This window comes from Paracidovorax citrulli (assembly GCF_900100305.1).
GTDB lineage: Bacteria > Pseudomonadota > Gammaproteobacteria > Burkholderiales > Burkholderiaceae_C > Paracidovorax > Paracidovorax citrulli.
Genome location: NZ_FNEY01000055.1, coordinates 1 through 12,649, shown reverse-complemented (window position 1 = coordinate 12,649; position 12,649 = coordinate 1). Strand labels below are relative to the sequence as shown.

The window sequence follows — 12,649 nt, the reverse complement described above, 5'->3', positions numbered from 1 at the left end:
CTACGCCAACATCGGCGTACGCATCGAGCGCGTCATGACCGACAACGGCTCTGGCTACAAAAACGCCTTCCGCGCGGCCTGCGAGGAATTGGGCATCCGCCACATCCGCACGCGGCCCTATACGCCCAAGACCAACGGCAAGGCCGAGCGATTCGTACAGACCAGCCTGCGGGAGTGGGCCTATGCCAGACCCTACGAAAGCTCAGCCCAACGCACGGCTGCCCTGCAGCCCTTCATTGACGGCTACAACTGGTGCCGGCCACACTCCGCGCTCGGCCATCAGCCTCCCATCACACGCATTCCGGGTGTGAACAACCTCGTGAGACTCAACAGCTAGCCCGCTCCTGCTCTTTTCCGCTCGTGCGCCGGCACGCCCCGTGGGGCGCCCGGCGCTCGCCGCCGTGGGCCTGTCCCGCATGGATGGCACGGGCCGCGTGTTCCCTTTTTCGCCCGCTCCGTTCACTGCCGCTCGCTGCGGGCATTCGCCGCGGCCGTGCACATTGCCGCAGACGGTTCGCATCCGCTGCGCCGCCTTCGCGTGGCGCTCCCGGACTGCGGAGGGCGGCTCTTAACGTGCCAGTGCGATCTCCTGATGCCTGCCGTGAGGGTTTCTGCTTCCGTGCACGCAGCGCGCCGTCGCTCCTTCCTGGTTCGGGGGGGCGGCGCGCTGCGTGCCCGCGGCGGAAAGTGCGCAGCCAGGAGCGGGAGGTCGGGACGTGTTGCCCGGCATGCCTGCCGCCGGCCGCCTTCGGGTGGCCGGCCGTGCACGCCGGCCATCGCTCGGCGGTGGTCCGGGAAGCGGTTGCTTCCCAGGACTGCGGCAACGGTGCCCGCCGCAAGGCGGCCGCTGCTTTTTGATTCACTTCACAGGAGTTCATCCATGGCCATTTCTCTCCAGACGCAGATGCAAACCTCCTCGCTGGGCTTTTCCAGCGATTCGTCCGCGGCATCCGGCAGCAGCGGCGGGGACAATCCGCTGCAGCAGATCATGATGCTGATCATCGAGCAGGTGCTCAAGGCGCTGCAGGACAAGCTCGGCAACAAGGAAGGCGGCAAGGCGCCCGGCGGTGCCGACTCCGCTTCCGGTCCTGGCGGCGCCGGCGGCAACCAGGGAGGCTCGGGCCCGGAGGGTGCGCTGCAGCGGTTCGCCGAACTGCTCAAGAACCTGGGCCAGGCCCTGGAGAAGTCGCTGGCGGCCGTGCGGGCGCATGCATTCGCGAACAAGCTGGCCCAGGCGCTGGGCACCGATGCCCGCACCCTCGACCGGCTGGACGACGGCGCGGACAACGGGAGCTTCCAGTCCTTCGCGAAGGATTTCCTCGAGAACCTCGATGCGCTCTCGGGCAACGGCGCGGCCAGCGGCTCCCGCCGCGTGGGCAGCGGCAGTGGCGATGACGACGGCGATCTGAGCGACCTCGTACGCCAGTTGATCCTGGCGATGCTGCTCGGCAATCCCCAGGCGCTCGCCAAGCTGCTGGGCCAGCGCGGCGGCTCCGGCTCCGATGTCCTCCTGAAGGTGCTGGAGCAGTTCGTGCAGCTGCTGGGCCTGGGCCTGCAGGCCGCGGGTGGTGGCGCGGCGGGCGGCAACCATGCCGCCGGCAGCGGTGGCGCCGAGGCCATGGCGGAGCTCGTCAAGCAACTGCTGGGCGCCTTCATGCAGGGCGATACCAGCGGTGTGGACAAGCTGCTGCAAGGCCAGGGCGGCAGGAATTCGCTCCAGCAGATCCTGGCGCTGCTGACGCAACTGATCACGATGCTGTCCGGCGGCAAGCCCGATGGCGGCGGCCCGGCAGGCCAGGGCGGCGGCCCGGGTGGCGGTCCGGGCGCAGGCGCGCCCGCATGCGGCGGCGGTGCCGGTCCCGGTCATGCCGGAGCAGGTACCGGTGCAGGTGCAGGCGGTGGTGCAGCCGGCAAGGGCGTGGACGGCGCGCACGGCGTGGCGGCGTCTTCCTGGCAGGGCGGCACTCCCGTGGTCCGTTCCACGGATCCCTCCAGGCCCCTGAGCAGCGCGCAGGCCAAACAGCTGGGGGAGGCGCTCAAGCCCGATGCGGTGGGGGCGGACGGCGTGGGCATCTACAACACCACCCGCGTGATCCCGGCCGGCGTGCAGGTGGATTTCAAAGGCGCACGGATCAAGGCCGGGCCGGCCTTGGGCGACGGCGGCCAGGCGGAGGGCCAGAAGCCGCTGATCCGCATGGAGCCGGGGTCTTCCATCGCCAACCTGGAGCTGTCCGGGGCGGACGGCATCCATGCGATGGGGGACGCGAAGCTCGACCGGATCAAGTGGGCCGATGTCGGGGAGGATGCCTTCACGATGAAGGGGCCGGGGCATGTGGAGGTCACCAACAGTTCCGCCTTCAATGCCAGCGACAAGATCTTCCAGCTCAATGCCGGCGGTTCCCTCAAGCTGGACAACTTCACGGCGAACACTTTCGGCAAGGCCGTGCGGACCAATGGCGGAAAGGACTTTCCCATCGATATCTCGGTGACCCGTTCGTCGTTCAGGAACGGCAAGGAAGCCGTGGTGCGTACCGATGCCGCGCAGGCCAAGATCCACCTGGCCGGCAACACGGTGGTGAACACGCCCCATGACGTGATCGCGCCCCGGGCCGCGCAGGTGGAAGGCGCACAGCACCGCGGAACCAAGAGCCACACCGACTGACGGCGGCTGCCGGGGGCCGGGGCGCCGGGCGCCCCCGGAGGGTCAGCCGGCCGCGCGGCTCACCCAGCGCAGCGCCGTGCCGCGGCGCCGCAGCCAGGGGGCGCAGGGGCTGTGGAGGGCCTTGTCCGTGACGCGGTTGTCCCACAGGTCCAGGCTGGCCAGGCTGGCACTGCCGGCGAGCGCGTGGGCGCCTGCGTTGCCGACCTGGTTGCGTGCCAGGCCGAGCCGGCGCAGCCGCGGGTTGGCGGCGAATGCGCGGGCGCCGGCCGATCCCACGGCATGGCCTTCCAGATCGATCTCTTCCAGCGACGGGCTGGCGGCGAGCGCGAGCGCGCCGCGCTCGCCGATGCGCACGCCTTCCGCCGAGGTGTTGGTGAGCACCAGCGAGGCCAGTCGCGGACAGCGCGAAAGCGCCAAGGCCCCGGCGTCGCCGATGCGGCAGTCTCCCGCATCGAGGATGCGCAGCGATGCGGACCCCGACAGGGCGATGGCGCCGGCATCGCCCAGCGGGTTGTGGGCGATCGCCAGCGTGGCGAGCGCGGGCAGGCCGGCCAGGGCGGCGGCCCCTTCGGCGCCGATGCCGTTGCGGGCGAGGCCGAGCTGGATCCATGGTGTGGCCGCGGCCAGGGCGCGGACGCCGGCATCGCCCAGGCGGTTGCGGTCCAGGTCCAGGCAGCGCAGCGCGGCATTGCGCGCCAGGGCCGCGGCTCCGGCGGCACCGATCTGGTTGGCCTGGGCCGAAAGCGTATGCAGGCAGGGCAGCGCCGCCAGTGCCCGTGCGCCGTCGTCGCCCAGCGCGTTGTGGCCCAGCGAAAGGGTCCGCAGACCCGGCATGCGCGCGATCACGGCGGCGCCGTCGGCGCCCATGCGGTTGCCGTCCAGGTCCAGTTCCGCCAGGCTGCGCAGGCGCAGCAGCGCGGGCGCGGCTTCGGGGCCCAGTCCGTTGCCGCGGGCCTGCAGGCGCGAAAGCCGTGGAAGGGCCGACACCGCCGCGAGGCCCTCCGGCGCGAGGCCGCAATGGTCCAGCCGCAGCGTGGCGAGCGCGCCCGCGCCTGCCAGTGCCTGGGCGCAGGCCGTATCCAGCGGCACGTGGTCCAGCTCCAGGGCCGCCAGGCGGGCATGGCGCGCCAGGGCATGCGCGGCTTCGGGCTCCAGGGGCATGCGCCGCAGGGTCAGCGTGGCCAGCGGCAGGGCGAGCAGCCACGAGAGGCCGCGCGCCGTCAGCGCGCTGCAGTCGGACAGCTCCAGCGCCTCGAGGGTGGCGGGCAGCATGCGCAGGTCATCGTCGCGGAAATCGCCGCGCAGCGTGAGCCTGCGCAGGCCCCGCATGTCCTGCCTGCACAGCGCGAGCAGGCCCTGGGCGTCGCGGATGGTGTGTTCTTCGGGACCGGGGCCGGCAGGGGCTTGGAAAAGGGCGTCCATGGTGTGTCGTGCAAGGGCGGTTCGTAGGCGGCCAGGGTAGGCGGGCCCGTGGCGTGGGGGCCCCCGGGGACACGAAGAGATCGCCGATGGGGCGATGGCGGAAACTGCCGTGCGGGGGAAGAGGGCGGCTTCGCGATGCCGCATGCAGCTTCGCGCGACATGCGCGGGCATGGCGACCGCTTCCTAGGATGGGGCCATGCAGTCGATCCGCGAGAGACGGATTGGGCTGCGGCGGCGCGGAACACGCGCTGAACCTATGGTCCGGGACATGCGGACCTTTCTAGAAATCGGAGGAGTATGACAAGCAAAACAACCGAATCCGCGCAGGCGCACGTGCCGCAGCGGATCCCTTTATCTCCCGCGCGCCGCGCCTGCCTGGGGGTCGCATTGCGGCACATGGGGGCGGACGACCACTCCGCGCGCTCCTTCGCCGATGAGGGCATGGTGATGGTGAACGACATCCTGCTGGCCATCGCGTCGCTGCAGGAGCGCGATGACGGCCGCTGGCTCGCTTGCGCCCTGGTGCCCCGCCCCGAAAGCGTATCGAGCGCCCGGTGGAACGAGGCGCTGCTGGTGGCGAACGGACAGGCCATCCTGCTCGCCCCGTGGGCCTTCAGCCTGGAGGAGAGCGGCGACGCGGTGTTGCTGATGCCGATCGATCCCGGCCTGACCGACGCCCGCGCGCTCGCGGCGCATTTCGACGGCATGCTGTCGCTGTGCGAAGCCGTCGCCACCGGTGCACAGGCGCTGGCCCAGGCCGGCCAGCCTGGCAAGGAGGCCGCATGAACGCCCCGCTCGACCTGTCGAACCATTCGCCCGTGCCCGCGCAGGAATTCGAAGCTTCGCCGGCCCTGCAGGCCCTGGTGTGCGATGCCGCGCTGGTGCTGGGCGCCAGCGCCGGACAGGCACAGGAGGCCGCGCGCACAGGCCGTCTCGAACTGGAGCGGCACACCGTCGCGGTGACGGCCGATGCCGGCGAAGAGACGCTGCTGCTATCGGTGGACCTGGGGCCGTCCTACCTGGCCGACCCCGGCCGCGCACAGGCCGCGCTGGTCGCCAACATGCACCTCTTCGTCAAGGCCGGTGTCACGTTCGCCCGGGGCCTCGCCGGCCCCGTGCTCGTCGGCCGCTGGCCCGCGGCCGATGCGCCGGCGCTTGCCAATGGCGTGCGCCAGATGGGCGCCATCGCCCAGGGCTTCCAGGTTCCCGGTTCCTCCGGGGCATCCCCTTCTCCTTACCAGCCGTTGCGCGGCGCCAGCGAACCCCAGGAGTGACGACATGACTTTACTTTCTTCGGTCAACAGGTCATACAGCACCCCTGTTTCCGCCGATCAGGCCTCCACTTCGCAGGCCGGTGCCTCCGCCACCCTTCTCCCGGCGTCCCGCGGAAGCCGGCGCCTCGGCGCCGACGGGGGGCTGCCGGTGCGCCATGCCGGGGGACACGCCCGCCCGGACGCGCTGTCGGCTCCGCGAGTCTCGCTGGAGCTGTCGCCCCAGCGGGAGATGGTGCCCCTGCGGGACCTCTCCGTGCTGCTGTCGGACCATCCTTCGTTCCGGACGGAGGTGTCGCACTACTCCGACGCCCTTCCGGACGAGTTGCCCTACGTCGAATTGTCTCCCTCCGGCTCGCCGGCGATCCGTGAAGCGGATGCCCCGGGCGGCGCCCATGAATCCTTCCGCACCGCCCTGAGCGAAACGCAAACCTCCCGCTCCGGAAGTGGCGATGGCCGCGCGGACGTGCCTGCGCGGCAGAGCTGGCGGCAGATGGCGGCCGCGGCACTGCGCCACAGGGCATCCGCCGTCGGCAGCGCCGTGCAGAGCGGTGGCGCGGCGTTGGGGCGCACGGCGATGGCACCGGTGTCCGTGGCCCGCAGCGGCGTCTCCGCGGCATGGAATCTGGGCAGCCAGGCCTGGCGCATTCCGAAGGTGGTCGTCGGCCACCTGACGCACCAGGGCATCTCCGTGGGGGTGACCACCGCGGTGCGCGAGGTGGCGGCGGAGGCCCTGATCGCGGGACTGCGCCAGGCGCCGGCCGGGGCGCTGCTGGGCATCGAGATCGGCATGGGCATCGTCAACATGTCGCTGCAGGCGCTGCGCCAGGCGCGCGAGAGGCGCAATCCCGATGAGGCGGCGCGCGGCTTCCATGCGCTGAGCCCCGAGCAGTGGGCGAGCAAGACGCCGGAGGAACAGGCCCTGCTGCGCAAGGAGCAGCAGCACCACTCCGACCGAGTCGCTTCGCTGCAGATGGCGTCGCTGATGGTGAACGTGGGTTTCGCGGCGTACGGCGCGGCGCACGGCGACAACTCCTTCGCGGCATCCAGCATCGCGAGCGAGGCCAAGGTGATCGCCTACTCGGTGCTGCGGGACGGCATCCAGTCCAAGTTCGGCATGATCAAGCTGGACAAGGAAAGCCATGGGGTGAGCGGCAGCCACATCGCCGGTGCGTCGCTGTTCTACGGCGCCGCCAACCTGGCGGGCGGCTATGCCTGGAGCGCGCTGCCGCCCCTGGGCCTGCCGCCGGGCGTCACGACGGCGAACGTGCGCGACGTGCTGCGCGGCGTGCCGGTCGAGGGTGTGTCCCTGCAGGACGCGGTCGGTGCCACGGCCAAGATGGTCGGCGTGAAGGCCGCCATCAACACCGTGCTGGAGGCCTCGGACTGGTTCTCCGTGACCGAGCAGGAAGCACGGCAGGCAGGCGCGAAGCAGCAGTTGGCCCCGCACATCAAGGGCAATGATTTCGGACGCATGAAGGACCATGTCCCGGCCCGGATCGCGATCATCGACAGTTCCAACTCGGTCGCAGACCTGGTCGGCTTCCTGACCAAGGATATGCCGCCCTCGGCCAGCGCCCTGCTGACCAACAGCGCGCTGGGCTTGTGGGTCGGGGTGAACTACAGGACCATCGGTGCCACCTGGCAGGCCGACAGTGCCGTGCGCGCCGCGGAAGACCATCGCCGTCCCGCCCGCGAGGGCGCGCAGAACGTCTGACCCTCGCACCAGGCCGCCCCATGCCCGACCCGACGGACGCCTGCACGGTTCGCGCCCGCAGTGGATGGGGCGGCCGGCTCCGCGCCACCGCGGTGCCGGCCGCCGGGGCGCGGTTGCCGCTGCGGCGGGCGCTGGTGTCGGTGCCCGCCGCCACGCCTGCTACCGCAGCGGACGGCCCCCTCCCTGGCGGTGACGACGTTGCACCGGTCTCGCCCGCGCGGCAGTTGCTCGAGCGCTTCCAGTTCTGCGAGCTGGATGCCATGCCCCAGGGCCGCATGCGCCAGGTGGTGGAGTTCCTCGGGGGCCGTGGCCGCGCCTTGCGGACCGCGCCGCTGCGCGCCAACTGGAAGGCCCTGCGCCTGGCCTTCGAAGAGCCCGCGCTGCGGGCGCTCCTCATCGAACACACCGACGAAGTGGTCGAGTTCCTGATGCGGCCCGATGTCGCCGGCGAAGGCCGTCAGCCCGTGGGGGAGTCCCTCCCGGGCGGGATGCTCCTGCCGTCCTCCTTTTCTCCAGCGGGTGCTTCGTCGGGATTGCTGGCTTCGCGGTGACTGGCGCAGTTCCTGCGGCATGGCTTGTCCGGGCTCGGGTTGGCGCCTCGGCCCGGAAGGGACGGGGCCTCCCCGTGGCCGGATCCGGGCGGGGAGGCATCAACCCGAGATGTCGGCGAGCGTATCGACGGAGCGCCCGAAATCCCAGAGGTCCGAGGTGGACTGGTTCAGGAAGTCGCGGATCGCGGCGTGCTTTTCCATGGCCTCGTCCGCCAGCGGATCGTTGCCGGGCCGGTACTCGCCCATCTGCACCAGCGGCTCGATCTCCTCGTACTTGGCCATGAGCTGGCGGAAGCGCCCGCCGGCCTGCTGGTGTTCCCGGGGAACGATCTGCGACATCACCCGCGACAGGCTGCCCAGCACGTCGATGGCCGGGTACTGGTTGCGCGCCGCGATCTTGCGCGAGAGGATCATGTGCCCGTCGAGGATGCCTCGCACTTCCTCCGAGATGGGGTCGTTGCCGCTCTCGTCCTCGTAGAGCACGGTGTAGAGCGCGGTGATGGAGCCGCGCGCGCCCATGCCGGCGCGCTCGAGCAGGCGCGGGATCTCGGCGAACACCGAAGGCGGAAAGCCCCGGCGCGCCGGCGGCTCGCCCGCGGCCAGCCCGATTTCGCGCTGCGCCCGCGCGAAGCGGGTGAGCGAATCCATCATCAGCAGCACCTTCAGGCCCTGGTCGCGGTAATACTCCGCCACGGCCGTGGCCACGTGGGCGGCCTTGGCCCGCTCGCTGGAGGAGCGGTCCGAGGTGGCGCAGACCACCACCGAGCGCGCCATGCCTTCCTCGCCGAGGATGAACTCGACGAATTCGCGCACTTCGCGGCCCCGCTCGCCGATCAGCGCGATCACGCTGACGTCGCACTGCGTGCCGCGCGCGAGCATGCCCATCAGCGTACTCTTGCCCACGCCGGCCGGCGCGAAGATGCCCATGCGCTGTCCCTCGCCCAGGGTGATGAGGCCGTCGATGGCCTTCACTCCCGTGGGCAGGGGGTGCTCGATCATCTCGCGCTCCATGGGGGTGGGCGGCAGCGCGAACACGGGGCGCGTCTCGCTGCAGTCCAGCGGCCCCTTGCCGTCGATGGGCTGGCCCAGGCTGTCGATCACGCGGCCCAGCAGCCGGGGGCCGACGGGCACCGAAAGCACCTCTCCCAGGCCCACCACGGCCGATCCGCCGCGCACGCCGAGGATGGAGCCGAAGGGCGAGAGAATGCTCTGCCCGTTGGCGAAGCCCACCACCTCGGCCGCCTGCAGCAGTTCGCCGCGCTCGTCCAGGACGTGGCACAGCTCGCCCAGCTTGGCGTCCAGGCCGTTCACACGCATGAGCGTGCCGATCACTTCGGCCACCTTGCCGCTGCGGCGCACCAGCGGGGCGGAGGCGATTTCGCGCTCCATCCAGTGGGCGATCCGCGCTGTTCCGTTCACGTCATGCATCGTCGCTCTCCCGGGCCGGGCGCCCTTCGTCCTGGTATTCGTCGTTGTCGTTGTCGTTGTCGTTGTCGCCTTGGTGGCCGTCGTCCTCGCCCACCCGGCTCGCATAGGCCACGGTGACCGGTTCCTCGGCGGCCACGCGGACCGCGCGTTCCAGCGCGCCGCGCAGGCCGTCCAGCTGCACCTGCAGGCTGGTGTCCAGGCGGCCGATGTCGGCATCGAAAATGCTGCTGCCGGGCGCCAGTCCGGCGTCGGCTTCCACCTGCACGCGCGGGGCGTCGGGGTCGTCGCCGATGGCCGAGAGCGCGGCGCGCGCAGCGTCCGCATCGTCCGGATGGACCCGCAGGCGCGCGGTGCGCGCATCGCCCAGGGTATCGCGCAGGGTCAGGATCGCCCGCTGCAGCAGGGCCTGCCGCGGCTCCGCCAGCACCATGCGCTCCACGGCCATCGCGACGACGGCCGCCAGGCGCTTTTCCATGCCTGCCATGGCGGCGCCATGCGACGCATGCAGCGCGGCGAACTCCGCGTGCCAGCGGCGCGCGGCTTCTTCGGAGGCCTCGGCGGTGGCCTGTTCCGCGAGGCGCCGGGCGTCGGCGCGCGCCTGCGCGAGCAGCGCCTCGGCATCCGCCGCGGCTGCGTCGCGCAGTGCCTGCGCCTGCGCGGCCGCGGCTTCCAGCAGGCCGGCAGCCTCCTGCCGTGCCTGGGCGAGAAGGCGATCGCCTTCGTCGCGCATGCCTTCCAGCATGGCCACGGCAGTGGTGGCCGTGTCGAATTCGTCCCGCCGGAGAATGCCTGCCGGCGCGTGCAGGCCGGCGCCCCGGGGTGAAGACCAGATCAGCATGGGCAGCCTTCCGAGAACAGGGATTCCAGCGCCCGCAGGCGCTCCCGGGCCGTCTCCGACGCCCGCGGCACCAGACGGGGGCTGGGTGCATCGGAGCGCGATGCCGGCAGGGCCAGCCGCACCATGCGCTGCAGTGCGCGGTCCGGCCATGCGCCAGCGCGCACCAGCTCCCGGTAGCCCACCCAGGACCAGGCAAGGGGCGGCCAGGCGGCCACTTCAGGGGACACGGCAGCGCCTCCGTCGCGCGCGCGCAAGGAGGCGAAGGCCGGGCCCAGGGTCTGCTGCAGCGCCGTGCGCGCGCTGCGTTGCACGCAACAGCGCAGCACGCCCGGACGTCCCAGCAGCGCCAGGGCGCACAGGCGCGCCAGCAGCGATGTCCGGTCCATCAGGGCGAGGCGCGCGCCGCTGTCCTCCAGCCGGTCCAGCGGCGGCAGCGGGCGGCAGTGGCGGGCGAACCAGTCCTTGGAAAGAGCGCCCCGTACCTGCGGCGGCAGCGCATCGCTGCGTGCCGTGGCGGCGTCCCCGGAGTCCGCGGGCTGCAGCCAGCTGGGATCGACATGGTCGGGCAGCGCATCGATGCGGGCCTGCAGTTCGCAGGCCAGCCGGGCGAGGTCGCGGGCGCGGCTCATCCCGCGAGACCCTTGGCCATGGCAGGGCCTGGCGGCAGAGGGGCCGTCGTGGATGCGGCGGATGTGTCCGCGGCGAGTTCGCCGGCGGCGGCTTCCGGCTTGCGGCGCAGGCCGGCGGGCAGCCAGGCCGGCCGCTTCCAGGCGATCCAGCCCGCCGCGCCGCCCAGCACCAGCAGGACGGCGGCGGCCAGCGCGGCCCAGAGGCCGGCGCGCGAGGCTTCCTTCTCCGGCGCGGGGCCGATGGGCATTCCCGGCACCAGGGTGACCGTGACGTTCTCGTACGTCAGGCCTTCGACGCTGCGCGCCACCATGTTCTTGATGCCGGCCGTCAGGCCGGCGATATTCGCGCTTTCGCGGTATTTGATGAAGACGGAGGCGCTCGCGGGCTTCACGGTCGAGGCGAGCGGGTCGTTGTTGGGCAGGACGATCTGCACCCGTGCCGTGACCACGCCGTCGATCTGCGACAGCGTGGCCTCCAGTTGCTGGGCGACGCCATAGATGAAGCGCACCCGCTCTTCCGTCGGCGTGGAGATCAGGCCTTCCTTCTTGAACATTTCGCCCAGGGTGGCATGGCGCTCGCGCGGCAGCCCGTACGAACGCAGCACGGCGAGCGATCGCACCACGTCGCTCTTTTCCACCTGCACGTTCCAGGTCTTGCCGGCATCGGAGGTCGCCTTGCCCGCGTCGATGCCGCTTTCGAGCAGCGCCGCCACCATGTCGTTGGCGTCGGCCTCGGTCTGCTTGGTGTAGAGGTCGTCCTTGCAGCCGACCAGCGCCAGCAGCAGGACCAGGGGAACGAGCCATCTGCGCAGCGGCGAGGCGGCTGCGGGTGAAAGCGTTTCATGCGTCATGTCGGACTCCGCTCACTGGTTGCGCATCAGCGTCTGCAGGCCGCTCTTGCCGCTCTGGGCCAGATAGACCATGGCGTGGAACTGGAACTGCATGCCGGACACCCGGTACATCAGCTCGATCTGGCGGGACGTCATGTCGATGTCGTTCATCGCGTTGTCCTTCTGCGCATGGGCCAGGGCATGCATGTCCTGCAGTGCCTTGCGCATGGATTCGTCCTGGTGCATCAGCGCATTGCCCAGGGTGGAGTCCGGCGCCATCTCGGAAAGGGGCGATTGGGGCTTGCCTTCCATCAGGCGCGCGAACTTCTCCGCCAGCGCGCTCAGGTTGCTGGGCTGGGCGGCGCCGGATTCGATGGCCGGCGCGGGGGATACGGGCAGCTGGAGGGCGTTCATGGCGTGGTCCTGTGAGGAGAGGGGGAACGAACACTGCGAGCGGTGTTCAGGCGCGCAGCTGGAATACGAAGGGGTTGGTGAGCGGGTCCACGGGCGCGAACTTGCGCGGGAGGGCGGCGGACTGCGGATCGGGCGCATCTCCGGGCGCGGGGGGCCTGTCGCCCTGGCCTGCGGCATCCGTACCGGCTTCGATGGATTGCTGGTCAACCAGCTGCTGGACCAGGTACAGGGCGGTGGGATCCTTGCAGCCTGCGAGCACCTCGTCGGCGTTGGCCCGCCAGGCGGGGTCTTTCAGGAAGCGCTGGCAGCGTGCCATCAGCGCCTTGGCCATTCCCCAGTGGGTGGGGCTTGCCTCCACGTTGCGCATGAGGCGGATGCATTCATCCACCTGGCCGCGCTGGATGCAGATCCAGCCTTCCAGCAGGTCCAGCTCGACCATGCGCGGGCGCAGGATGCGCGCACCCTGGAGAATTTCGGCGGCGTCATCGGTGAGTTCGAGCTCGACGGCTTTCGTCGCCAGATTGATGAGGCCTGCGACCACTTCTCGGCGAGAGAGTTGGGGGGTCATGGAGCGGTCTCCCTGGAGGAATTTGGGGACGCGTTCGACGCGTCGAATGACGGCCCGGCGGAGGCCGGCGGCTCGCGCAGCGCTTGCTGCGCGGCCGCTTCGGTGCCGGAAAGCACCAGAACTGCATAGGCCGCGCAGGAGAGCGTGGCCACGGCCAGGAAGACGGCATACGGCATATGCGTTGTTCCTGGATCGAGGGCTCGGGCTGCGCGGGATCTCGCGAGCATCAGTTGGGAGCCAGGCCGGACAGACCCTTCCCCATGGCGCCGATGGTCTTGGCGTTCATTTCCGCCATTTCCTTCTGGAAGTTGAGCAGGGC

The 12,649-nt window shown here is 71.0% G+C and carries 14 protein-coding genes; 6 read left to right on the top strand and 8 right to left on the bottom strand.

Annotated elements, in window-relative coordinates:
• On the top strand, positions 1-337 hold a 337-nt coding region (locus BLR99_RS21865), incomplete at its 5' end, for an integrase core domain-containing protein (protein ID WP_139160154.1).
• A 543-nt stretch (positions 338-880) separates the two neighbouring features.
• Positions 881-2,662, top strand: a complete 1,782-nt coding sequence (locus BLR99_RS21860) for a pectate lyase (protein ID WP_046060332.1) — start codon at positions 881-883, stop codon at positions 2,660-2,662.
• A 42-nt stretch (positions 2,663-2,704) separates the two neighbouring features.
• On the opposite strand, the gene BLR99_RS21855 is transcribed toward BLR99_RS21860, so the two are convergent.
• Positions 2,705-4,084, bottom strand: coding sequence for a leucine-rich repeat domain-containing protein (locus tag BLR99_RS21855; protein WP_046060333.1), 1,380 nt, complete (start codon positions 4,082-4,084; stop codon positions 2,705-2,707).
• 297 nt (positions 4,085-4,381) lie between these two features.
• Here BLR99_RS21855 and BLR99_RS21850 point away from each other — a divergent pair, with 297 nt between their 5' ends.
• The 4 genes from BLR99_RS21850 to BLR99_RS21835 are packed head-to-tail and all read left to right on the top strand — an operon-like array spanning position 4,382 to position 7,623.
• Positions 4,382-4,870 (top strand): hypothetical protein, encoded by a 489-nt coding sequence (locus tag BLR99_RS21850; protein ID WP_046060334.1) that lies wholly within the window; start codon positions 4,382-4,384, stop codon positions 4,868-4,870.
• Positions 4,867-5,358 (top strand): hypothetical protein, encoded by a 492-nt coding sequence (locus BLR99_RS21845; protein WP_046060335.1) that lies wholly within the window; start codon positions 4,867-4,869, stop codon positions 5,356-5,358. Before BLR99_RS21850 ends, BLR99_RS21845 begins: the two co-directional genes overlap by 4 nt.
• 4 nt (positions 5,359-5,362) lie before the next feature.
• On the top strand, positions 5,363-7,072 hold the full coding sequence (locus tag BLR99_RS21840; RefSeq protein WP_074687511.1) for a hypothetical protein: 1,710 nt from the start codon (positions 5,363-5,365) through the stop codon (positions 7,070-7,072).
• A gap of 20 nt (positions 7,073-7,092) precedes the next feature.
• The gene (locus BLR99_RS21835; RefSeq protein ID WP_046060337.1) at positions 7,093-7,623 is read left to right on the top strand and encodes a hypothetical protein; all 531 of its coding nucleotides are present in this window, start codon (positions 7,093-7,095) and stop codon (positions 7,621-7,623) included.
• 99 nt (positions 7,624-7,722) lie between these two features.
• On the opposite strand, the gene sctN is transcribed toward BLR99_RS21835, so the two are convergent.
• The 7 genes from sctN to BLR99_RS21800 are packed head-to-tail and all read right to left on the bottom strand — an operon-like array spanning position 7,723 to position 12,506.
• Complete coding sequence (sctN, locus tag BLR99_RS21830; protein ID WP_017439577.1) at positions 7,723-9,051, bottom strand: type III secretion system ATPase SctN; 1,329 nt, start codon at positions 9,049-9,051, stop codon at positions 7,723-7,725.
• The gene (gene sctL, locus BLR99_RS21825; RefSeq protein ID WP_074687510.1) at positions 9,044-9,889 is read right to left on the bottom strand and encodes a type III secretion system stator protein SctL; all 846 of its coding nucleotides are present in this window, start codon (positions 9,887-9,889) and stop codon (positions 9,044-9,046) included. Before sctL ends, sctN begins: the two co-directional genes overlap by 8 nt.
• Positions 9,883-10,518 carry a type III secretion protein HrpB4 gene (locus BLR99_RS21820; protein ID WP_048857556.1) on the bottom strand — a complete coding sequence of 212 codons (636 nt, stop codon included), beginning with the start codon at positions 10,516-10,518 and terminating at the stop codon, positions 9,883-9,885. Before BLR99_RS21820 ends, sctL begins: the two co-directional genes overlap by 7 nt.
• On the bottom strand, positions 10,515-11,369 hold the full coding sequence (sctJ, locus tag BLR99_RS21815) for a type III secretion system inner membrane ring lipoprotein SctJ (RefSeq protein ID WP_046060340.1): 855 nt from the start codon (positions 11,367-11,369) through the stop codon (positions 10,515-10,517). Before sctJ ends, BLR99_RS21820 begins: the two co-directional genes overlap by 4 nt.
• A gap of 12 nt (positions 11,370-11,381) precedes the next feature.
• Complete coding sequence (locus BLR99_RS21810) at positions 11,382-11,762, bottom strand: type III secretion protein (protein ID WP_017438937.1); 381 nt, start codon at positions 11,760-11,762, stop codon at positions 11,382-11,384.
• A 46-nt stretch (positions 11,763-11,808) separates the two neighbouring features.
• The gene (locus BLR99_RS21805) at positions 11,809-12,330 is read right to left on the bottom strand and encodes an HrpB1 family type III secretion system apparatus protein (protein WP_048857557.1); all 522 of its coding nucleotides are present in this window, start codon (positions 12,328-12,330) and stop codon (positions 11,809-11,811) included.
• The gene (locus BLR99_RS21800) at positions 12,327-12,506 is read right to left on the bottom strand and encodes a hypothetical protein (protein ID WP_017438939.1); all 180 of its coding nucleotides are present in this window, start codon (positions 12,504-12,506) and stop codon (positions 12,327-12,329) included. The genes BLR99_RS21805 and BLR99_RS21800 overlap by 4 nt, the downstream gene beginning before the upstream one ends.
• Positions 12,507-12,649 lie beyond the last annotated feature (143 nt).